This window comes from Edaphobacter sp., assembly GCF_035763405.1.
Classification (GTDB): Bacteria; Acidobacteriota; Terriglobia; order Terriglobales; family Acidobacteriaceae; genus Edaphobacter.
On the sequence record NZ_DASUBE010000151.1, the window covers coordinates 1 to 22,309 of the forward strand.

The following is a 22,309-nucleotide window of genomic DNA, read 5'->3' on the forward strand; positions in this document are numbered from 1 at the left end:
CGCCCAGCGCCATCGAGATCTGGTTCCAGCGCAGGAACGGCGAGGTCGTCGGCAGCATAATCATCCGCCGCTTCGGCTCCGGGAAGGCAAAGTATGCCGACCATGTGAGCAGCGTCACACATTCGGCAACGCCCATGATCAGGCTGAGCGTGCCCAGCATATCGGGGTTGTGCGAGAACCAAGCCGTGCAGGTGAGGTTCGTAGTCGCCAGCAGACCCAGCCCCATGCTGACACCGAAGATGCGGCTCCGATAGGAAAGCCCCATCGGACGAATCGCAAAGCAAACAAAGAGCAGCAGGCAAAGCGTCAGGATGCTCGATGTCTGTTGAAGCTGCGTCACCATTGTGACCATAAACTTCGTGCTGGACATGTGCGGTGTGACTGCCACTCCAATGGCCACCGCAACCGAGATTGCCGCCACCCAGCGAAATATCAGCATCCCCAGGGTCTGTAGGCCCTTCAGAGGTGCCATCGCCAGTTTGAAGATGCTGTAGATGACCATCAGCGCAAGAATAGCCTCAAGCGCGTAGCTCGACCAGTACGTATAGAAATAGATTGGATAGAACGTGAGCTGATGAACGCCGTGAGTGCGGAAATTAAGATAGATCAGCGTCATGCAAGCTGTCGTACCTAAGAACTTCACACACAGGAATGCCGCTAGATAGACGAAGCCACGCACAGCCTTGCTTTTGATGAGGAGGTAGACAAGCAACGCGCAAAGCACGGATGAAGAATAGGCCAGTAGATGAAGAACGCTTCCTGCTGTCATAGTCAGTCCCCTACGGCTACGGCAAAGTCAAGCCTAGCCTATAGTTGGGACGGACACAAGAAAAATCAACCAAATTCTGCAATTATTTGCATTACCCCACGTCGGCCTGCCACCCCACGGGCAGGCCGGGTACCATGAAGACTGGTCTTACCACCCTTTGGACATGCCGCAGGCATTCGGATCGTCAGGAGCGCAGGTCGGAACCGGCACGGCGCTGGTCTTGGCAATAGTAACCGTGTTGGAGGTCTTGGCTGCGGTGGAGATCTGGGTGGAAGCCGCGAAACCGGTGAGAGCGAGAGCAACGACGAAAGCGCGGACGATGTTCTTCATGATGACTACCCCTAAAGTTGTATTTACGTTTTCAAGATTTTTCTGGACAATCCAGATGGAACTACCTTAAGATGGGCCTGCATATAAGTCCAATATTTTCAAAAACATAGAGGAATATCTACTATCAGTAGTTACCGAAGTAACTGTTGACTGATTGTGTACGCAATTCGCTGCATAGTAACCATGCAGCCTGTGGTAACGAAGTGCCTAGTTATCCACACCGAGCCTGCTCCCGCATCTCGCTGGCAATCCACGATTTACCCTTTGGTTAACACATCACCCACACCCGAAGCCGCTCGTTCCCGTCTCTTCCCACCCTGTTTTCCATCCGCATTACCGGAACCCGAATGCAACATTGCAGCCGGGTTGGCAGACTGTGCAATCCGCATCGGGAACCGGGGAAGTGCAAAGATGGCTCGCGGCAACTTTATAATCAGACCGAACACATCCACCCGAACAGAGACAGGTGAACGATGACGATTGGCGAAAAGCTGCAAACGGACATTGTCGTGGCCATGAAGGCCCGCCAGGAGCACAAGCTGACCACGCTTCGCATGGTCAAATCGGCGCTCAAAAGCAAGGAGATCGACAAACGTACCCCGCTGACCGAGGCCGAAGAAGCCCAGACCCTCTCCACGCTCATCAAGCAGCGCAAGGACTCGGCCGAGCAGTTCACCAAAGGCAATCGCCCCGAGCTGGCCGAAAAGGAGCTGGCAGAGATTGCCATGATCGAGGCCTATCTGCCCAAGGCTGCAAGCGAGGCCGAGATCCGCACCATCGTGCAGAGCACCCTTGCCGAGCTTGCCGCCACTGGCGCGAAGCCTGGGCCAAAAGAGATGGGCTCCGTGATGAAGGCTGTCCAGCAGAAGATCGCCACCGCCGAACTCCGCGCCGACGGCAAACTAGTCAGCGAGGCCGTGAAGGCCGAGCTGGCCAGGTAAACCGGTCCCTGTCAAGAGGGCGATGGTGGCAATTTTTCTGCAAATTACTCTTATAAATAACGTTATTATTGTTCAAAAGTTGGCGGTTTAGTTTCGCCCGAATTGATATTCTGGAAGTATAAAGATCTTCGCATCACACAAGCAGCGAGAGCCGCCTTCGGGCCGGCTCTCTTTTTTTGCGCGCGAAAAGGAGAGCGCAGGAGATGGCAAACCTGACCTACAGCGAACGTGGGCTGAAGCTGACAAAACAATTCGAGGGGCTTAGGCTGGCTGCCTACCAGGACCAACGCGGCAACTGGACCATCGGCTATGGACATACGGGGCCGGGCGTCCATGAGGGCTTGCGGATCACGGAAGCCGAGGCAGAGATATTTCTAACAAACGATGTAACCTGCGCGGTCGCTGGTGTGAATCGCATGGTCACGTCGTCCATCACGCAGAACCAGTTCGACGCGCTCGTGGACTTCGCCTTCAACCTGGGCTGCACCACCCTGATGCACTCGAACCTGCTCGCGCTCGTCAACGCCAGTGACTTCACCGCCGCCGCAAACGAATTCCTTCGCTGGGACCACACCGGCGGCCGGGTCTCTCCAGGCCTCCTGCGCCGCCGACAGGCTGAGATGGAGTTATTCAACTGTGCCGCCTGACAAACATCTCGACCTTCCGCGCTTGCATTTTCACCCGGCAGCGAAGCGTAGGTACCTTCCAGATTCCTGCGTACTAAACCGCGCTCATCCGTGGTCGAATCGGCGCTTATCGGTGTAAACCGGCGTTAGGCTTTCGCCGCGTCGCTAGCGCCTCGCCAGCCAGCTCAACTCCACCCCGCCCATCACTGAGCGGCCCTGTTGCCGAACCTCCGGAATCTCTTCATACCCTGTGTTCGAGAGGTTGAGCAGCCGAACATAGGGGCGCACACGACCCATATTGTGCGACAGAGAGACGTTCCACAGCGGATAGGCCGTCTTCGCCGTCTTCTGAATGACCATGAGTTGGTTCGAAATCGTCAGCAGGCGGCCGAGTTCAGCCGTCCACAGCGCCTGCGCCGACTGCGCTGCGTAGTTGAAGGCGTACTCTGAAATGAGTCCCGCAGGCGGCTCTGCGGCACGCGCGGCCGTATAGCCGAACTGAAGCTGCTGGGTGTCCGAGAGACGCACACGCAGCGCGGCCTCTACACCGGTGAAGTTGAAGTTCTGCACATTATTGGCCTGCCACTTATCCGCGAGCGAGTACTTCGAATAGTCGATCGTGTCCTTCTCCTGCAAGCGGAAGACGGCCCCTGAGAGTCGCACGCGCCCGCCCGCCGGAGTCCAGTCGGCGCCACCCTCGTAGCTCCACGAAGACTCCGGCTTCAGGTGGGGGTTGCCGATGGTCGTGGGGTCCGAATAGTAGAGGTCGAGAAATGTAGGAATGCGGAAGCCATGCCCCGCCGAGGCCCGCAGCCGGACTGTGTGGCTCAGCGTATAGGCGGCTGCCACACTCGGAGAAAACACCGAGCCGTTCGACGAGATCACTTCTTCGCGCGCGCCCACGGACAGCGCGAATCGCCCCAGCGAGCGCAGCGAAAGGTTCGCATAGCCTGCCTCGGCGTTACGCGCATGAATGCCGAGGTTGGTGCTGTTGATGCTATCGCCGGAGGCCTCGATGCCATAGGACAACGTTGTATTCGCGCCAAGCGCGTCGGCACGGCGCACCGCCGACTGCCACGCATTCGTGACGTGGTTGTTTTCATAGATCTGCGGCCTGCCAAGGAAGAGCACAAAAAGGTCAGTGTGACGCCGATAGCCGAAGCTCGCGGCGGTGCGCTCGCCAAGCTGCTGTTGAATACCCGCAAACCAGCCCTTCGTGCGCTCCCACGAGTCGTAGGGTCCGTAGAACTGATTGGCCCCGTAGGGTCGGTCGCTCGCGGCCAGCAGAATATCTGTCTCGGAGTTGGGGCTGCCCGGCAGCACGTTCAGCCACGTCTCCGAAGCCGCCGCATTTGACGAGTAGTTGCGGTCGTACATGAAGCCGTCAGAGGTGTCGCGCGCTGTCGTCAGTTGTTCAGCGAAGGACTTCGCAGCGTAGTTGGCCCGAAGGTGGCTCTCCATCGAGCCGTAGTTGCCGCCGCCGACACGCGCGACGATGCTGGTATGCGCGGGCCGCTCTGTAATCAGGTTCACCGCGCCGCCAATCGCGTCCGATCCGTAAAATGTTGATCCCGATCCGTGCAGCACATCGATGCGCGAAACCGCATCAAGCGGCACGGGAATGTCGAGGTTCAGGTGCCCGGTCTCCGGGTCGTTGATGTGGAAACCATTGAGAAGCACCAGCGACTGCTCGAAGGTGGTGCCGCGAATCGAGAGATCGGCCTGCACGCCTGCCGCCGCGCGAGCCTGCAGATTGAGCGAGGGATCAACGCGCAGCAGGTCAACGACGCTGTTCGCCAGAAACGGCTGCTCCTCCGGCTTAAGCACCTCGACCGAGCGGTTGCTCTCGGAGAAGGGAAGCGGCTCGACCGTCGTCGTCACGGTAATGGATTGAGCGACAGGCTTTGCCTGCTGTGCAGGTTGCGGATTCTGTTGAGCGGCTGCGCTCAGGCAGAACAGAGCCATGGGGAGGGCTGCGATCGTTCGGATGGATAGGGTCACGTAGAAGATGATCGCGCGAATCGGGGCTTGCGCGCGGGTAGTTTTGTTCTATTGTAAGTAATTGAATAGCTCAATCAAATGGTGGCAGCGATGCGCATTGAATCCTTTCTCCAGCAAAGCCCCGTCTTCCAGATCAGCCGCGCCGCCCGAAGAATTGAAGCCGCGCTCAACCAGACGCTGGGCGAAGAAGAATTGACCTTCTTCGAGTCGCTGGTGCTGACGGCGGTCTTCTTTGAAAAGAAAGGCGTCAAGCCGTCCGCGCTGGCGGATGCATTTGAGACCACGCGCGGCAACGTCAGCCACTGCGTCTCCTCGCTCGAAGCCAAAGGTCTTGTGAAGCGCAGAATCGATCCCAACGACGCGCGCGCCTTACAGATTGCCCTCTTACCTGCCGGACGCAAACGTGCCGTCCGCGTCGCCGCCATCCTCGATCGGATGCAGCGCCGCTTTGAGGAGGGGATGGGGACGGCAGAATTAGACGGAATGCTGGGACTGATGCACGCAGTCGAGGAGCTTTGCTCGGGGCTGGCTGTGACGGCCAACTGGAAAAGGCAGAAAAAATCGTTTTGATGTGGGCAAGGCGGTTTCGAGAGAGACTTCCTGCACGTTCTGATACTTTGGCTCCTCTATACTGAACAGAGCTGGCCTATGACGTGATGACTCTGGCAAAACTCCTGATCCTCATCTTCTTAGTTGGCCAGTTGGCCCGCGCGCAGACGGCTAGCCCCACCTTTGAAGTGGCCACCATCAAGCCCGCTGCTCCTTCCCCCGATGGCCACACGCATATCAACTACCCTCCCGGCGACCGCTTCAGCGCCATCAACATTACCCTTCTCAACCTGATGCAGTGGGCCTACAGCATGCCCGAGAAGCAGATCCTCGATGGCCCACCCTGGCTCGCCTCGACCCGCTTCGACATTGAGGCTAAGGCGGACAGCAGCGGAGAGGACAAGCATCTCACTTCTGAGCAGAACCTCGAGCTCAAGCGCAGCATGGTCCAGGCCCTCTTCGCCGACCGCTTCCACCTCAGCCTTCACCAGGAAATCCGCACCTTGCCCGCGTACGATCTCATCCTCGCCAAAGGCGGCTCGAAGCTCCAACGCTCCCAGTCCAACGGCAAAACCATTGGCATCGGCCGCACCCATTTCAATGGCCAGGGTCTCACGATGACGCTCATCGCCGAAGAGCTCTCCCAGATCGCCGGCCGCATCGTCGTCGATAAAACCGGCCTGACCGGACGCTATGACCTCAAGCTCCAGTGGGCCGACGACGGCGCTGCCGCCACGGACACCAACCTTCCCACGTTCTTCACCGCCATCCAGGAACAGCTTGGCCTCAAACTCAAACCCGCCAAAGAAGCCTCGCCCGTGCTGGTCATCGACCACATTGACCTACCCACCCCCAACTGACAAGAGCTTTCATTCGCGGATGATCTTGACGAAGATGCCCTCGGGAAGCGTGGCTCCGCCGAGCAGGTGAATGGCGCCATCCCGCGTGAACCCGCGCAGCATGGTTCCAGAGCCGGCCGCAGGCTTGGCATACGGGTCCGGCGGCGCCTCGGACTTCTTCGGATACGGTGTTGCCGTCTGCGGCGGAGCCTGACGCTTCATACCGCGATCCATCGCCTCGTTCGCGAGTCTGTCCGCGTCCTTGTTCTTGTGGCGCAGCGCATGGCTGATCTCGAAGGCTTCGAGCCGTGCGATGCGGCTGCGCGCCTCCTGCCAGAGCGGCTTCAGGTCCGGCGAGTTGACTTTATATTTGCCCTGAATCTGCTTGACCATCAGCTCGGAGTCCGAGACGACGCGCAGCCTCGGGTGGCCGTGGTCGAGCGCGTACTGCAACACAGCCAGCAGCCCCGAGTACTCCGCAAAGTTGTTGGTGCGGATGCCCAGGAACTCGCTCAACTCAGCCAGCACCTTGCCGCCTGCACCCTGAACCAGCGCGCCATAACCTGCCGGACCCGGGTTGCCGCGCGAGCCGCCGTCGCAGTGCGCGCTGATCCAGCCGCCTTGGTCCCTGGCCGGAGCAGCTGCAACTTTGGTGGAAGATTCGGGCTGAAAAAGGCTCGGATGCGAGGGCATGAAGCGAGTTTACCGGATTTGGCCGCTCACCTTTTCACAGGCTACAGGGTCTATTTAAGTGAACAAGTTTTGCTGACCTCCGGAGTCAGAAGATATGAACGTAAGAGCTGTTGGGCTACACCTGGACAGGGAACTGGGGACGCCGCTTCCGCCTGCCGTCAGTGGACGGCACGCCAGCCCGTTTGCCATGGGACTCATCGCCCGTGGAGCGGTAGAATCATTGCCAGCGATGGCAAAGGTGGCTACCCAGTCCCGTACCAGGAACGGCAGCAAGCTGACGCAGGCGCAACTGGATGCGCGCGCCCAACAGCGCACGGAGGACGATGAGCTGATTCGCGCCGCCCAGAAGGGCGAACGCGCCGCCTTTGACGCTCTGGTCCGCCGATACGATCAGTCCGTGCTGCGCCTGGCGCTGCACATGCTCGGCAACGAGCAGGATGCGCAGGATGTTCACCAGGAGGCGTTCATCAAGGCCTATCGCCACCTGGGCAACTTCCGGTTCGAGTGCTCGTTTTATACATGGCTCTACCGGATTGTCACGAACCTTTGCCTGGACCAGTTGCGCAGGCGCAAGAGCCGCCGCGAAGATCCGGCAACCGTGCTGGATGCAAGCGGCGACGAGATGGACCTGATGGCCAACATCTCCGACGACCGGGCGATGGCGAATCCCGGCCGCGAGTTGGACCGGAAGTTAATGGGCGAACAGATTAACGACGCCCTTGGCAAACTGACACCGCGCGAGCGAACCGTATTTGAGCTGAAGCACTACCAGGGGCTGAAGCTGCGGACGATCGGCGAGATGTTGAGCACGACGGAAGAGACGGCCAAGAACACCCTGTTCCGCGCCACGCGCAAGTTGCGGGCGTCTCTGGCGGAGCTTCGCACGTAGAAGGAGCTGGGAACGGCAGTAAAGTACGGGGCACAAAGAGACCCTGGAGTCGAGAAGCGGGCAAGGTTTGAGGCTGGTTGAGGTTAGGACGATGAAGTGCGATAAGGCGCAAGAAAATATAGTACTGATGCACTATGGCGAGCTGCCGGATGAGTTTGCCGTCGGGCTGGAGCAGCACCTGAATAGTTGCGAGGCCTGCCGCGGCGAGTGGGAGGCGATGCAGGCGCTGGAAAATACGATGGCGCTCACGCCCATGGTAGACCCTTCGCCCAACCTGCTCGCGCAGGCGCGGATGCGGCTCGACGAGGCGCTCGACACCATCCCCCCACATGGCATTCTCACCCGGCTCCGGACACATTTTTTTATCTGGGTGGGCCATGTCGAGAGCGCGCCCGCGCTGGCGACGCTGCTGCTGGGCGCGGGCTTCCTTGCGGGCAACTTCACCTACCGGTACGAGGTGGCCCACGCACCCAAAGCGAAGCCTACGATGACCATCAGCCATCCGGCCGACGGCGTGATCGCCAACGTGACCAGCATCCGGCAGACGCCCAACTCCGAACTCGTCCAGGTCAGCTACAACAAGGTGGTCCCCGAGACGGTCGAAGGTTCCCTCGACAGCCCCGACATTCGCGAGCTGCTGCTTAAGGGCACACATCCGGCAGCTTCGAGTGGAGTTCGGACCGACTCCGTATCGCTGCTTGCCGACGAGTGCAGGGCAGGGCATAACTGCACGGACGACACCGACCCCAACGGCATCCGCAACGCGCTGCTGGTCTCGATGCTCTACGACAATGACGCCACTGTGCGGCTGAGGGCGCTTGAAGGCTTGCAGACTTATGTCGCGAAAGATCTGCGCGTGCGCGATGCCATCGCCGAGGCGCTCTCGCGCGACCCCAGCGCCGCCGTGCGCAAGGCCGCCATCGCCACACTGGGCCCAGTACGCGCCGACTCTGCCGTGCGACAGGTGCTCAGGACCGTCTCGACCACCGACGAGAATCCCTACATCCGAACAGCATCCTACAACGCGCTCCAGGACTCGGGCGACTTTCAGTAATCGATTCAAGCGTGAGCAACACGGTTGAGTAAGTCATGTGCATGAAGCGTCATCTTTCGTTGAGTGTTCTGGCCGTCGCAGCAGGACTCTGCCTGCCGCTGGTCGCATCCGCTGCCGCGCCGGCAGCCGAGGGCCACTGGTCACACAGTTCGTCGGGCAAATCGGCGCAGGGCTACCTGGGCATCGACATCCGCGACATCACCCCCGATCAGGTCAAGCCGCTCAGGCTCACCGAAGCCAGGGGAGCTGAGGTTATCGACGTGGACCATGACGGCCCGGCCTGCAAGGCAGGGCTCGAGCTGCACGACGTCATCCTCCAGATGAATGGCCAGAAGATCGAGAACCAGGAGCAGTTACGCCAGATGCTGCGTGCGATCCCACCCGGCCGCGCGGTCACGCTCCTCATTAGCCGTAACGGCCTCGAACAAACTATCTCCGCCCAGATGGCCAACCGCGAAGAGGTCGAACGCGAGGCGTGGAAGCAGCGTTACCGCGTGCCCGCACCGGCCTCCTTTGGTGGCGCGGTGGTCACGAACGGATTCGTGAAGTCCGCTCCGACGCCTGATGCTTCCGCCGCCGCCGAGCCCAAGGGCCACCGCGATTTCCTCGGCATGTCCATGATCCTCAGCTCGTCGTTCACCGGAGCGAAGCTCGAAGTGATGGGGCCGCAACTGGCTGAATACTTCGGGGCACAGGGCGCAGGACTGCTGGTGCGCAGCGTCGATCCCGAAAGCCCCGCAGACGCTGCCGGCATGAAGGCCGGCGATGTGGTCGTGCGCGTCAACCAAATCCCCATCGCCAGCGGCAACGACTGGACCCGCACTGTCCGCGATAACCGCGGCAAACCGCTGCCGGTCGTCGTGCTCCGCGACAAACACGAGCGCACCCTCACGCTCACGCCGGATTCAAAGAAACGCTCCAGCCTACGCCTGGGCTCGGGACTCGAACAATATCTGAACGGCGTCACCCGCCTGGTCGCAAACCTCTAAGCAGGGTCTGATTCAGTCTTCGAAGATTTCTTCAGAGACCAACCCCTCTATGCACCAGAATGGTTTGCCGCACAGATGAAGCTGTGCCCTTAACAATGCAGGATTTAATCAGAGGCTCCCTCGGAAACCGCCAACTACGACCGCCCTCGCTGCATCTCGATAAAAGGCATCGTGCGGTACCCCACGCCAGAGCGGTTTCGGTCTCGTTGTGACAGTCGAGTCGGAGAGTTGTGGTCTCCCCCACCCCTTGTGCAAAAGACACACAAAGGGCGGGGCGCCTGAAGTTTTGTAACCACCTGAACTAAAATGCTCTAGAACGTCGTGCCGACCGTCAGGCGGAAGGTCTTGCGCGGCTCCCTCAGCACGTAGTCCGCACCGTAGAACTGGAGCGCCTGCTGATAGGTGAAGCGTCCGGCGTCCGAGTTCGGGAAGAAGTTCTGGAAGCACTTGGGACCCGTGGCCGGAGTGCAGACATTCGGCACCGCGAGCTTTTGCGGAACGTCCTCGAAGAGCCGCAGGGGATTGTAAGCGTAGAAGATGCGGAACGGCGCATTCACGATGGGCAGCATCACCTGAAGCTCGACGCCGTTTGACATACGCGGCACATAGTTGGTGCCCGGCACGACCTGCAAATGAAGCGGGAACGCCACCGACTGGCCGCCACGGCAGGCGCCAAAGGCGTCGAAATTCGTGCAGCCGTAGGACGCACCGCTGATCAGTGAGTTGCCCGCAACGCTCTGGCGCAACTGGCTCGGCAGCGCATCGAAGGTCATGTTGAAGTCCGTAAAGAACGCGAACGAAACCTGCTCGATGATCGGGATGCGGTACTGGAGATTGGCCGTGACGCTGGTGTCGCCGCCAATCGACACCATGCGATAGATGGGCAGTGGAATCTGCTGATTGCCCAACGCCGGGTTCGTCGGGTCGCGCGGCACCGTGTTGCCGTCCGGGTTCGTCAAATTGAACATCGTCCGCACCGGGATAAATGCATACGGCCCGGCTGAGCGGATGTCGAAGCCGCGAACGTCCGACTCGCCGCCGCTGTAGATGCGGTTGGTGGGCGGTGCTACCTCGCCGCCGAAGCCTTCCACATGCGCAAGCTGCACGCGATAGCCCAGCACGTTGTGGCCTTCGCGGTTAATCCGCAGGCCCTTCATCGGGAAGAACTGCCGGTAGCTCATCGCCGGCGTGAAGTACTTTACGTTGCCGCCGACGCCCGCCACCTGAAACTCGACGTTGAAGTCCTTGCCCGAGTGCGGACCGACCGCGCGATCGAGACTGGAGAAGGAGAAGCTCGGCGTCAGCACGGACGTCATAATGCCCGACAACTGGTTCTGCCCCTGCACGCCCGAGCGGAACGCCAGCGACTGGAACACATTGCGCGTGTTGTCATTGAACGTCGTCACCGTGGCGCGCGACAGCGAGTACGCCAGACCCACGCGCGTCACGCCGGTGCGCGCAAACAGGTGCCTGAGCGGCTCGCTCACCGTGACCGTGAAGCCTTCGGTGGACTGGTTGTAGTTGGTCAAGAGCGATTGCTCAGCCGTCGTCAGGTTCGCCGAGTTGTTATTCGAGATGGCGTAGCTCTTCGCCGGGTTGTAGTCAAACTTCCGGGTGAAGACCTGTACACCCAGTGAGATCGGCTTGTTCCGCAGATACGGCTCCGTGAACCCGAAGCTCAGGTTGCGGGAAAGGTCGCCCGCGTTGGCCTGTACCGAGAGCGTCTCACCCAGGCCCAGAAAGTTGTTTGTCTCGTAGTTGAGCCCGATGAAGGTGCCCGAGCTTCCGCTGATTCCGCCGTTCAGGCCAATCGAGTTCTTGCCCTTCTCCTTGAGCTTCAGCAGCAAGTCCACCGTGCCATCGTCCTGGTTCAGGCGACTTTCCGAGTCCTGATCGGCTTTGAGCGTATCGAAGTAGTTCAACTGGTTCAGGCGGAGGATCGAGAGGTCCCACAGGTGGCTGTTATAAAGCTGGCCCTCTTCAAGCAGCAGCTCACGCCGGATGACCTTGTCGCGCGTGATGGTGTTGCCGGTGAACTCGATGCGCGAGACGTAGAACGGCTTGCCCTCGTCGATGTCGATCTCCCAGGAGACTGTCTTCTTCGCCTCATCGAACTTCGGGATCGGCGTGCCGACAAAGTTGATGTAGCCCAGCTCGCCGTAGGCTTTGCGCAACTGCTCCAGGCCCTTGCCGAACTTGCTGGTGTCAAACCACTCGCCGTCCTTCAGCGCAAACTGCGCGCGCAGCACCTTTTCGTTGGTGACGGCCTTGTTGCCCTTGAAGGTAATGCCAGCCAGCTTGTAGCGATCGCCTTCTTCCACCGGCATCAGAATATCGATGCGCTTGCCCGTCGAGGGGCGCAGCGTGAACGGGTTCAGCCCGCCGGCGTTGCGCACGTGGGTAATCGGTTCGCTGGTGAGCGCCTTGAAGTAGCCGCGGTCGCGGTAGGCCTGACGCACCCGCTCGGTATCTTCGTCCAGCTTGCTGGCGTCGAAGGTACGGGCGAAGAGGTTCTCCAGAATAATCGAGTGTGGAATCCCGATGGGCTTCAGGTTCTTCATGGCGCGGCGCAGCGTGCGGCTGCTCACATTCTCGTTGCCCTGAAACTCGATCTTGCCCACCTTGACGGTCGGGCCTTCCTTAATGTTGAAGAGGATGTTGACGTAGGCCGGCGGGATCGTCTTGACTTCGGTCTTGACGGTGGCGAACTGGTGGCCGTGCTCAGCCAGCAGATCGCGCAGCACCACCTCGGCACGCTTTACCCTGGTGGGGTCGTACTGGCTCTCAACCGAAAGCTCGACCTTCGCCTTTTTGAACCGCTCCAGAATGTCCGACTGCGTGATGGAGCTGTTGCCCTTGTAATCAATCTCCCGGATGGTCGGCTTTTCACGCACATAAATGACCAACTGCACGCACTGCGGGGTGTCCACCTTCTCGATGCGCAGGTCGTCGAAGTAGCCGGTGTTCCACAGTGAGTTGAAGTCGCGCTCGACCACGGCCGGGTCGTAGGTGTCACCCGCGTGGCTGAACAGCCGCGCCAGCACCGACTCTTTGGGGATGCGCCGGTTGCCGATGACCTCCGGCTGGCACAGCGTCTGCGGCGTCAGCGCCGAGGGCGACGGGGTCGAGATGCCCGGCAGCGTCTGCGCTCCCAGCGAAGCCGCGGCAAAGGCTGCAAACACGCCGCATTGCGCAACGGCTCGGACGATACGGGAGCGGCTGGAGCGCGGGCACACAGGCTTGGTCTTCGATGTCAGGGAGCTTCCGCTCTCTCGATTCACGGTAAAGATACGCACACCCTCGCTGCTCTAAAAATGAGACTCCGCCAGCACACTGAGCGAAGATTCGATTATATGGGAGCAGGGCCGCCGATAGCGAGTTCAACGGAAGATTCCGCCACGCCCAAAGCCCTCTGCCTCAATCAATTATCAGCCTTAATATTCTCTTGGACGCGACGCCGCAGGCAAAGACACCAGCCTTCGTTCAAACCGCCGGGTAGTCGCTGGTTGGTCAGTTGCGATTTAGCGGCGGCGGAACGTTTTCCGGATAGCGTGAGCACGGTCGTCAGAGGAAGGCTGCGATGCGGGCTCTTCGCCCTCGGGATAGAGGACGACGAAGCGCCGCGGGCCATCGTTCTGCGAGGCGGTAGGAAGCCCCGAGTCCTTCACAAAGAGATGAATCAGACGCCGTTCGCGCGACGACATCGCCGGGAAGGCATAGGGGCGGCCACTCGCGCGGACGCGTTCGACGGCAGCCTCAGCCATCATCTCCAGCTCACGGTGGCGCAGAAGTTTGAAATTTTCGGCGTCGAAGCTGATGCGGTCGTGCTCTTCGTGCTCGAAGCGGAGGATCTTGGCCGCGATGTGTTCGATGGCATGAAGCAGCTCGCCGTTACGGGCCAGCAGCAGGGGGGTGTCAGGGCCGGAGAGTTCGACGGAGATTTCAGGCGTGGGGGCAAGAGGAGCTTTTGCGGGCGTAGACGGGTTGCTGCCGGCAGCACCGCCGGAGGTGGGTTGCACTTGGCCGTTGCAGGCAAGGATTTTTGACTTAATCCTCAAACCGCCGTGGGCGGTGAGAACGTGGATGAAGTCCGCGATCTTACTTTCTACTTGGCCTGGGGAGTCCATCGTATCTTCGTGCTCTCTAGCTGGGGAGACCTTGTCGATGTCAACGCCTCCCCTGAATAGTTGTGCCGGCGCCTAACCCGGCTTTGCGGCGTGAACGTTTGGCGGCGACCGCGCGCATCTCCTTGCCCAGACTGGTCTGGTTCATTACAAGCTGCTGGATGATGCTGATGAAGTTGCCTACGGCCCAGTATAAGGCGAGGCCGGAGCCATAGTACCACGTGAACCAGCCGGTGATGGCGGGCATGACGAACGCCATCATCTTCTGCTGCTGGGCATCGACACCGGGTGAGGGCGTGTAGAACTGCACCAGAAACTGGCTGATGACCATGACGATGGGCAGGATGTGCAACGGGTCCGGGGCCTGAAGGTCGGTGAGCCAGTACCAGTGGGCGTGACGCAGCTCGACCACACGCGGCAGCATCTCGTAGAAAGCGTAGATGAGCGGCAACGTGATGAGCGTCGGGATGCAGCCGCCGAACATGTTCACTCCGTTGTCTTTCTGGAGCTTCATGATCTCTGCGTTCATCTCGTTGCGCTTGGGGTCGGTGGCTTTGTACTTCTTGTACTTCGCCTTGATGTCGTTCATCTGCGGCTGGATCCGCTGCATCTTCAGCCCGTTCTTCATCGTCTGGATGCGGAACGGCAGAATGAGGACGTTGATGAACAGCGTGAGCAGAATGATCGCCCAGCCCCAGTTCGAGGCCATGTGCGTGTGGATGTACTGGAGCACGATGAACAGCGGCTTGGCGATGACGCTGAAGAAACCGAAGTCGAGCAGCGATTCGATATTGGGGCCGTTGTTCGCTGCGTGAATCTTCTTGAGGATGCTGATGGCCTTGGGGCCGACGAAGATGCGCGTGAGCGTGTGACCGCTGGTATCGGCGATGCCCGCACCCAGCATGGCCTCGTTCACGGCGCCCTTCGACATGCTGAAGCTGGAACGCTTGATGGTCTTGCCCACATCCAGCTCGTTCTTGATGGTGTTCAGCACGGCGGAATCAGGCGAGTCGGGCAGGAAGACGGCTGCGAAGAAACCGTCGCTCGACGCGCCCCAGGCGATCGGGCCGCCGATGACGCCGTCGTTGGTCGTCTTCTTGGCGGAGTAGTGGTCGGTCTTGCCGTCGATGTTGGTGTCAATCTGCGCGCTGGCGTAGCTGTAGGTGTCGTACTGGTCGCCGAAGCCGCCGGGCCACATAAGGTAGGCGCGCACGGGCGAGCCTTCGCGCCTAACCTCGACATCGGCGTGCAGCATGTAGGTCTCGTCGAAGCTGAAGGTCTTTGTCACCTCGACGTTGCCGCTCGAGTACTTGAAGGTCAGCTTCGCGGGCACGGCGAGCGCGCCCGTCGCCGAAGGCACATAGAGCGCGTCCGTCAGCGTCGTGTTCAGCGCGGCATCTGAAGTGCGCAGCGAGAGCGGATAGCCGAACTTCGCCGCTGCCTGCTGGTGGACGAGATCGAGCGGCTTGCCGTCGTTGTCCTTGTAATTCTTCAGAATCCAGCTTGTGACCTGGCCGCCCTTGTTCGAGAAGGTAATGCGGTAGAGTTCGTTCTCGACCACCGTGGTAGACGCAGCCGTTGCCTGCACTACCGGAACCGTGACCTTGGCAGGCGCAGCCGGAGCAGTGGAGGCCGCGTTGGTTGTGGCGGCAGGAGTTTCGGTCTGCGCCGCGGGCTGGGAGCCGGATTGGGTCGCGGGATGGGACTCAGTCGAGGCAGCGGGAGAAGGTGCAGGCGGGGGTGTCTTCTTCGGGGCGAAGAACTGCATTCCGAGAAGGACGGCGAGCACGGCGAGCATCATCACCATGAACGATTTGTTGTCGCCGCCGCCGCCTTGCTGATTGGGGTTTCTGAACTCTGCCAAAAGGGACTTCCTGTTCTTAATGAAACGTAGGGAGCCGGACGTGAACCGGCACTCTTCCTATGGTAAATCAGGGTGTAGGGAATAGGGTGTAGGGGGGTAGAGACCCATCGTTTTCTATTCCCTACACCCTATCCCCTACACCCTGCCTCTCCGGAACAGGGTCGAGCCCGCCCTTGCTGAAGGGGTGGCAGCGTGCCAGGCGGCGCAATGCCAGCCACGAGCCGCGCACGGGGCCAAAGCGCACCAGCGCCACATAGGCGTACTCCGAGCAGGTGGGCAGGTATAGACACTGCGATGGGCTCACGACATGCAGCACCGGAGACAGCACCCGCTTGTAGATGCCGTACAAGATGCTAATGGCGAGCGTAGGTTCTGGGTCAGGCACGGGGTTGTCCGTTATCCGTTGTCAGTTCTGAGTTACACGCTTCGGCAGATGCCGGGAGTTTTGTTTATTTAAGGGCACAGGTTTACCCGTCCTGCACACGCTATTCCATCAGTGCGGCTTCAGCCCCTGAGGCACGTTCTTCCCGGTAGCATTTGCAACACCTGCTTCGGCCGCCTTCTGGATACTTGCAAAAACCCGCGCCACTTCGCGGTCGAGCGTGCTGAACTCCAGATCGATGACCGAGCGGCGTGGGTGGAGAATGACGTCAACCGGCAGCGTGAGCAGCACAAGGTTTCTGCGGATGGCCTCTCTCATGCGCCTCTTGATGCGGTTGCGGTCCACGGCCTTGCCCATCACCTTACCGACAGTCAGCCCGACACGCGGCGTGCCTTCGCCGGGGCGAAGCGTGAAGAAGTACGCCATCTGCTTCGAGAACTGCTTGCGGCTGGCCTGATACACACGCTGATAGTCAGCGTGTTTTCGGAGCCGGAAGATGGGCGAACCAATGGAGGGTTGCATGTCAGCCGAGCTGCTCGGCAATGGAGCGTGTGATCGGGGTCTTCTCATTGCCGGTATGGAGCGTCGTGGTGGTTTCGATCAGGGCCAGCCAGGTCTCTTCGCCGGCTGAGGTATTGTGGCGGGTCCCGCGCGGCACGACGAAGAACTCGCCCGGACGCACAGAGACGGAACCGCCGTCGGCTTCGGCCCGGCCAATGCGCAGGCAGCCACGGAGGACGAAGAACATCTCGTCCTCATGGTCATGTGCGTGCCAGGGAAATTCGCCCTGGATCTTCGCCACTTTGATGTATTGATCGTTAACCTGACCGACGACTCGCGGCGACCAAAGCTCTGTAAGAGAGGAACAGGCGAGTTCAAGCGAGATGGGACTCTGCTGACTCATTGCGCGCGAAACGGGTTAGTCGCGGTAGCCCGCGCTGACGGCGATCTTGTGACGACCCTTGGCGCGGCGGCGGCTCAACACAGCGGCCCCGGACTTGGTCTTCATGCGGCTCAGGAAGCCATGGGTCTTCGAGCGATGACGGCGGTTGGGTTGAAAGGTACGCTTCGGCATGGAAAAAACTCCTGCGCAGGAGGGCGCTCCTGCTGAATCTTTTAGTCTGTTGCAGCAATCTCTGAGTATACCTGATGGGACGCGATTTTCACAGCCTCATCAGGCCGAAGGCTTAACACCGATGGGCGTCATCGGTGCTAAGCCTTTCACCTCAGTCAAAAAAAATTCCGATTTGCGGGCGTCCAAATCCGTTCTTCACCGTGAATGGTGCAACCGCGAATTTTTTAGAAGAAGGGCTTGAAAAACGCGCGGATTTCCGTGCTACTATCGACTCCGTTTAGTAAGACAATTTTCCGCACGCGCAACCGTTCTGGACTCTGACTGAAAGCTTCACTAACCCTCTTCACGGCCCTGTATCTTTAAAGATGACCGTCGAAGAGTACTCCGGCAACACAAGTTTGTCCGCACTGGCCCATCGGCGAGGACGGACTTCTGTTCGCTATTGACTTTAGATTTGCCGCGCACATTTTTGCTGCGACGCACGACACAGCGGTTCGGCGCCAGGAACATCGCCCCGGATGCATACACGCTTGAAGCAAGGAAACTGAGAAATGTCCTTCGTACCGACGGCAACGGCCGTACTGAATTATTGGGTTCGCATCCTGGCGGCTCTGGAGAAGAAGATCAACCGCCAGTCGTATGAGACCTGGCTTAAGCCAACGCGCTTCTCGCATCTGGAGGGCAAAAAGCTCTTCGTCCGCATTCCGTCCAGCGACTTCGAGCACGTCGGCGAGCGATACGCCGACCTGATTCAGGAGGCCATCGAAAACCTCGGGCTCGACCTTGACTCCGTAACCTTTACCACCCCCGAGCAGGATCCGCGCGTACCCAAGGTGCGTGAAGACGGCGGCTTTGCCCCCGTCCCCAGCCACAGCCAGAACGCGCCCCGTCAGCTCAGGCCGGGCAGCCTGTCGCCTGCGGCGCAGGGAGCACCGGGGCCCGAGCAGGCGCGCTTCGACTGGAACGCCGCCTCCCAGTTGAACCCGCGCTATCAATTCGACGCCTTCGTCATCGGCAGCGGCAACCAGTTCGCCATGGCCGCCGCGCAGGCTGTCGCCGAGCGCCCATCCAAAGCTTACAACCCGCTGTTCCTCTACGGCGGCGTCGGCATGGGCAAGACGCACCTGATGCACGCCATCGGCCACGACGTGAAGCGCCGCCAGCCGCATGCCTCCATCAGCTACGTCTCGGGTGAGAAGTTCACCAACGAGATGATCAACTCGGTCCGCTACGACAAGATGACCGGGTTCCGCGACAAGTTTCGCAATGTGGACGTACTGCTGATCGACGACATCCAGTTTCTCGCCGGCAAAGAGCGCACGCAGGAGGAGTTCTTCCACACCTTCAACACGCTGCACGAAAGCATGAAGCAGATCGTCATCGCCAGCGACCGCGCGCCCAAGGACCTGCCTGACTTCGAGGACCGGCTGCGCTCGCGCTTCGAGTGGGGCCTGATCGCCGACATCCAGCCGCCCGATCTCGAAACCAAGGTCGCCATCCTGCAGAAGAAGGCCGAGAGTGAGCAGACGCAGTTGCCCACCGACGTGGCGCTGTTCATCGCCTCGAACGTCCGCACCAACGTGCGCGAACTCGAGGGTGCGCTGGTGCGCCTCATCGCCTGGTGCTCCATGCACGGCGTCGAGATTACGATGGCCGTCGCGCAGCAGTGCCTCAAGCAGTTCATCGATACGCAGGTGCGCAAGATCACCATCGAGGCCATCCAGCGCAGCGTAGCCGAGCAGTTCGGGATGCGCGTAGCCGAGCTGAAGCAGAAGAACAACGCCCGCCAGATCGTCGTGCCCCGGCAGATTGCCATGTATCTGGCCAAGCAGTTAACCGAGGCCTCGCTGCCCGAGATCGGACGCCAGTTCGGCGGCAAGCACCACACCACCGTCATGCACTCGATCAATAAGATCGACGAGCAGCGCCGCGCCGACAAGGATCTGAACCGCACCATCAACAAGCTGATGGAGACGTTGAGCTAGAGACAGGGACTAGGGCTTAGGGATTAGGTTTCTCGCACCTTCACGCCTCTCTTTGTCACTATTCCGCAACTCTCTCTCTTTTCCATTCCGCAGCGGCGGAGGAATCAGCTTTTCCACGCCAGCCACCGAGTCATGCAACGGCCACTGTCCTGATCCCTGAAAGCCCTTTGACGCGGCAAGCCGTTGAGGGGCTAGAATTGTCCGCCGGGCCGCGACGCCCGAATCGACAATCATCGAAGGAGATACGTATGAGCGCAACCGCGCCTGCTGTGCCTGCCACCAAGTCTGTAACGCCCGAGAGGATCATGCAATTTGCCTGGGGATACATCCCCACCCTGATGCTGGAGGCGGCAGTGCGCCATCGCGTCTTCGACGTGCTCGACAGCGGGCCGAAGACGCTCAAGGAAACAGCAGCAGTCACAGGTGCCTCCGAGCGCGGGCTGCGCGCCGTAATGAATGCCATGGTAGGGCTGGATTTTCTGGCCAAGGAGGGCGACCGTTATGCGCTCACACCCGAGAGCTCCGCGTTCCTGGTGAGCACCAAGCCCTCCTTCCAGGGAGGCATCCTGCGCCATACCAGCGAGCAACTGATTCCGAAGTGGCTCAAGCTGAACGAAATCGTCGCCACCGGCAAACCCGTCGCCGCAGTGAATCAGGAGGGAGCCGGGAGCGAATTCTTTTCGGAGTTCGTCGCCGACATCTTTCCTATGAGCTATCCGGCGGCGCAGGCGCTGGGCGCGCACCTCGCGCTGGGCGATGCAGGCGCTCCGGTGCGTGTGCTCGACCTCGCCGCAGGCTCGGGCGTCTGGGGCATCGGGGTCGCACAAAGCTCGAAGCGGGTGACGGTGACGGCCGTGGACTGGCCCGAGGTGCTGCCGATCACCAAGAAGATGGTCGGCCGCTTCGGCCTCTCGGACCGCTTCTCATTCGTCGCCGGAGACCTGGACGCCGCCGACTTCGGCAAAGGGCACAACGTGGCCACGCTGGGTCACATCCTGCATAGCGAGGGCGAGACCCGCTCGCGCAGCCTGCTCAAAAAGACCTTCGACGCGCTCGCTCCGGGCGGCACCATCGCCATCCAGGAGTTCCTCGTCAATCCCGACCGCACGGGGCCCATCGTCTCGCTCCTCTTTGCCGGCAACATGCTGGTCAACACCGACCACGGCGATACGTATTCGTTCGAGGAGATCTCAGCCTGGCTGAAGGAAGCCGGGTTCACCAACCCCCGCCTGATCGATGCGCCCGGACCTTCGCCCCTGATACTGGCAACCCGACCCTGAGGCCCCCGGAAACTTAACACCGATTGCATCGATCTTTAAAACGAAGCAACCACGGATGAACACGGATTCTCACGGATTGGTTTTAAATCCGTGTCATCCGTGTTCATCCCTGGTCGTTCATTTTTCGATTTGTAGATCGGTGTAATCGGTGTTAAGCCTTTCGTCCCGGATTATCCTCGGTCTCCGCGCGCAACTGTGAAAAACCAGGCAGAGGTAAGTGCTTCGTAAGACACCGTTTTGGTCAGCTTCCCACGTTAAGCGACTTGTCTTCTCGGCGGGTGGAACAGGCGGTTGTGAAGAAGTGGGAGAACCGGGTACAGGTGCGGACATTTCCCCACTGTCTTCCCCGATGTCCATTTCCCCACATCCTGTTTTTCTAAATCTCTGCCGCTACCCAACCTGCTGAGATCAAAGCCGATAGGAACGTTATCCACTTTTCAAGCAGCAACGACTACGGCTACTGGTATTTATCTATTTTAAAGGTTCTTTTCTTAGAAGCAGTCACACAAGCACAAGAGGAGCGTCTGTTCCGCAGTGACCGCAAAAGGAAGCTGCGAAAAATAAATCTACGATACGTTTCGCGCGCGCCCACACAACGTACAAGGTTTCCACAGATAAATCCTTGGCATGAAGAACGCATTCGCCCCTAGAATCGGGGAGACGGCTCGGCAGATGTGCACCGCGCGATGGATTCGGTGTACAGTTTTCGCAGCAGCCATTCCAACCTATGGAGACCGAACGTGACGACAGCGACCCAGGAGTCCCAGATGACCGAGACCGCAGCGCCCTCAGGCAACCTTGAGATCACTGTCTCGCGTGCCGAGTTGCTCAGGGAGCTGACCGCCGCGCAGAGCGTGGTCGAGCGCAAGACGACCATTCCCATCCTCTCGAACTTCCTCTTCGAGGCTGCTGAGGGCACGCTGACCATCACTGCCACCGACCTCGACCAGAGCATGAGGACCAGTTGCGCGGCCAAGGTGAAGAAGTCCGGCGCCTGCACTGTGCCCGCGCGGAAGCTCTACGACTACATCAAGCTGCTGCCCGACGGCGAAATCTCCATCAAGCTGATGGACAACCACTGGGTGCAGATTCGCGCCGGCCGTTCAAACACGAAGATGGTCGGCATGGCGCGCGCAAACTATCCGCAGGTGCCGGAGTTCCCCACGACCGGTGCGGTGAAGATTTCAGTGGCATCGCTGCGCAACATGATCTCGAAGACGATCTTCTCCATCTCGAACGAGGAGTCGCGCTATACGTTGAACGGAGCGCTGCTGGTGCTCAAGACTGAGTCGATGGCGATGGTGGCGACTGACGGCCACCGACTGGCGCACATTGAAAAACTGGGCGAGACAATGGAAGGCATCTCCGGCGAGAAGAAGACGCTGATTCCGCGCAAGGCGCTCGCCGAACTGGTTTCGTTGCTGGGCGCAACGGATGCGGAGACGCTCGAGTTTGCCGATGACGACCAGACGCTCTACTTCCGCGTAGGCGGCCGCGTGCTCACCAGCCGCAAGCTCACCGGCCAGTTCCCCAACTACGAGGCCGTGCTGCCGCGCGACAACAACAAGTTCGTCATCGTGCGCTCGGAAGACCTGGCAGCCTCCATCCAGCGCGTGGCGCAGTTTGCCGACGAGCGTTCCGGCGCCATCAAGATTCGCCTGGAGCAGAACGAGCTGAAGCTCTCCTCGTCCTCCTCCGACTCCGGCGAGTCGGAAGACTCCATCGAGACGCCCTACAACTACGATCCGCTCGTGGTGGGATTCAACAGCCAGTACCTGCTCGACTTCTTGAAGGCCATTGGCAACACCGGCGAGGTGAGGCTCGAATTCAAGGACGCCCAGAGCGCCGGTCAGATGCGTCCTGAAGACGGCAACGAGGACGTCAAGTACCGCTACATCCTGATGCCCATGCGCATCTGA

General features: G+C 60.1%; 21 protein-coding genes. 10 read left to right on the forward strand and 11 right to left on the reverse strand.

Annotated features, from left to right (window positions below):
• Both VFU66_RS14265 and VFU66_RS14270 read right to left on the reverse strand, forming a co-directional pair.
• Positions 1-616: hypothetical protein (locus tag VFU66_RS14265; protein WP_326446936.1), on the reverse strand; the 616-nt coding region annotated here is incomplete at its 3' end.
• Between the two features lie 300 nt (positions 617-916).
• Positions 917-1,099 (reverse strand): hypothetical protein, encoded by a 183-nt coding sequence (locus tag VFU66_RS14270; RefSeq protein WP_326446937.1) that lies wholly within the window; start codon positions 1,097-1,099, stop codon positions 917-919.
• A gap of 473 nt (positions 1,100-1,572) precedes the next feature.
• Here VFU66_RS14270 and VFU66_RS14275 point away from each other — a divergent pair, with 473 nt between their 5' ends.
• Together VFU66_RS14275 and VFU66_RS14280 are read left to right on the forward strand one after the other, a co-directional pair.
• Positions 1,573-2,040 (forward strand): GatB/YqeY domain-containing protein, encoded by a 468-nt coding sequence (locus VFU66_RS14275; RefSeq protein WP_326446938.1) that lies wholly within the window; start codon positions 1,573-1,575, stop codon positions 2,038-2,040.
• Positions 2,041-2,243: 203 nt separating this feature from the next.
• Positions 2,244-2,687 (forward strand): lysozyme, encoded by a 444-nt coding sequence (locus tag VFU66_RS14280; protein ID WP_326446939.1) that lies wholly within the window; start codon positions 2,244-2,246, stop codon positions 2,685-2,687.
• Positions 2,688-2,831: 144 nt separating this feature from the next.
• Here the strand turns inward: VFU66_RS14280 and VFU66_RS14285 are convergent, their stop codons facing one another.
• A complete protein-coding gene (locus tag VFU66_RS14285) occupies positions 2,832-4,631 on the reverse strand; it encodes a TonB-dependent receptor plug domain-containing protein (protein WP_326446940.1) in 1,800 nt (599 codons plus the stop codon).
• Positions 4,632-4,757: 126 nt separating this feature from the next.
• Between VFU66_RS14285 and VFU66_RS14290 the strand changes: the two genes are divergently transcribed.
• Together VFU66_RS14290 and VFU66_RS14295 are read left to right on the forward strand one after the other, a co-directional pair.
• Positions 4,758-5,237, forward strand: coding sequence for a MarR family winged helix-turn-helix transcriptional regulator (locus VFU66_RS14290; protein WP_326446941.1), 480 nt, complete (start codon positions 4,758-4,760; stop codon positions 5,235-5,237).
• 86 nt (positions 5,238-5,323) lie between these two features.
• Positions 5,324-6,076 (forward strand): TIGR03435 family protein, encoded by a 753-nt coding sequence (locus VFU66_RS14295; protein ID WP_326446954.1) that lies wholly within the window; start codon positions 5,324-5,326, stop codon positions 6,074-6,076.
• 9 nt (positions 6,077-6,085) lie between these two features.
• On the opposite strand, the gene VFU66_RS14300 is transcribed toward VFU66_RS14295, so the two are convergent.
• Positions 6,086-6,748 (reverse strand): ribonuclease HI family protein, encoded by a 663-nt coding sequence (locus tag VFU66_RS14300; protein ID WP_326446942.1) that lies wholly within the window; start codon positions 6,746-6,748, stop codon positions 6,086-6,088.
• 94 nt (positions 6,749-6,842) lie between these two features.
• Between VFU66_RS14300 and VFU66_RS14305 the strand changes: the two genes are divergently transcribed.
• The 3 genes from VFU66_RS14305 to VFU66_RS14315 all read left to right on the forward strand — a co-directional run bounded on the left by VFU66_RS14305 (position 6,843) and on the right by VFU66_RS14315 (position 9,680).
• Positions 6,843-7,637 carry an RNA polymerase sigma factor gene (locus tag VFU66_RS14305; protein WP_326446943.1) on the forward strand — a complete coding sequence of 265 codons (795 nt, stop codon included), beginning with the start codon at positions 6,843-6,845 and terminating at the stop codon, positions 7,635-7,637.
• Positions 7,638-7,728: 91 nt separating this feature from the next.
• Positions 7,729-8,691 (forward strand): HEAT repeat domain-containing protein, encoded by a 963-nt coding sequence (locus tag VFU66_RS14310; RefSeq protein ID WP_326446944.1) that lies wholly within the window; start codon positions 7,729-7,731, stop codon positions 8,689-8,691.
• Positions 8,692-8,732: 41 nt separating this feature from the next.
• The gene (locus VFU66_RS14315; RefSeq protein WP_326446945.1) at positions 8,733-9,680 is read left to right on the forward strand and encodes a PDZ domain-containing protein; all 948 of its coding nucleotides are present in this window, start codon (positions 8,733-8,735) and stop codon (positions 9,678-9,680) included.
• A gap of 311 nt (positions 9,681-9,991) precedes the next feature.
• Here VFU66_RS14315 and bamA read toward each other — a convergent pair whose 3' ends face one another.
• From bamA to rpmH, 7 genes are all read right to left on the reverse strand, one after another.
• On the reverse strand, positions 9,992-12,976 hold the full coding sequence (bamA, locus tag VFU66_RS14320) for an outer membrane protein assembly factor BamA (RefSeq protein WP_326446946.1): 2,985 nt from the start codon (positions 12,974-12,976) through the stop codon (positions 9,992-9,994).
• Positions 12,977-13,201: 225 nt separating this feature from the next.
• On the reverse strand, positions 13,202-13,807 hold the full coding sequence (locus VFU66_RS14325) for a Jag family protein (protein ID WP_326446947.1): 606 nt from the start codon (positions 13,805-13,807) through the stop codon (positions 13,202-13,204).
• 40 nt (positions 13,808-13,847) lie between these two features.
• Positions 13,848-15,668, reverse strand: a complete 1,821-nt coding sequence (gene yidC, locus VFU66_RS14330; protein ID WP_326446948.1) for a membrane protein insertase YidC — start codon at positions 15,666-15,668, stop codon at positions 13,848-13,850.
• Positions 15,669-15,789: 121 nt separating this feature from the next.
• Positions 15,790-16,053: a membrane protein insertion efficiency factor YidD gene (gene yidD / locus VFU66_RS14335; protein WP_326446949.1), complete on the reverse strand. Its 264-nt coding sequence runs from the start codon at positions 16,051-16,053 to the stop codon at positions 15,790-15,792.
• 108 nt (positions 16,054-16,161) lie between these two features.
• Positions 16,162-16,572: a ribonuclease P protein component gene (gene rnpA, locus VFU66_RS14340; RefSeq protein ID WP_326446950.1), complete on the reverse strand. Its 411-nt coding sequence runs from the start codon at positions 16,570-16,572 to the stop codon at positions 16,162-16,164.
• A gap of 1 nt (position 16,573) precedes the next feature.
• Entirely contained in the window at positions 16,574-16,954 is a 381-nt protein-coding gene (locus VFU66_RS14345) for a cupin domain-containing protein (protein ID WP_326446951.1), read from the reverse strand.
• 15 nt (positions 16,955-16,969) lie between these two features.
• Positions 16,970-17,125: a 50S ribosomal protein L34 gene (gene rpmH, locus VFU66_RS14350; protein WP_188759508.1), complete on the reverse strand. Its 156-nt coding sequence runs from the start codon at positions 17,123-17,125 to the stop codon at positions 16,970-16,972.
• 551 nt (positions 17,126-17,676) lie between these two features.
• Between rpmH and dnaA the strand changes: the two genes are divergently transcribed.
• The 3 genes from dnaA to dnaN all read left to right on the forward strand — a co-directional run bounded on the left by dnaA (position 17,677) and on the right by dnaN (position 22,309).
• Complete coding sequence (gene dnaA / locus VFU66_RS14355; protein ID WP_326446952.1) at positions 17,677-19,110, forward strand: chromosomal replication initiator protein DnaA; 1,434 nt, start codon at positions 17,677-17,679, stop codon at positions 19,108-19,110.
• Between the two features lie 248 nt (positions 19,111-19,358).
• Complete coding sequence (locus VFU66_RS14360; RefSeq protein ID WP_326446953.1) at positions 19,359-20,390, forward strand: methyltransferase; 1,032 nt, start codon at positions 19,359-19,361, stop codon at positions 20,388-20,390.
• A gap of 767 nt (positions 20,391-21,157) precedes the next feature.
• On the forward strand, positions 21,158-22,309 hold the full coding sequence (gene dnaN / locus VFU66_RS14365; RefSeq protein ID WP_326446955.1) for a DNA polymerase III subunit beta: 1,152 nt from the start codon (positions 21,158-21,160) through the stop codon (positions 22,307-22,309).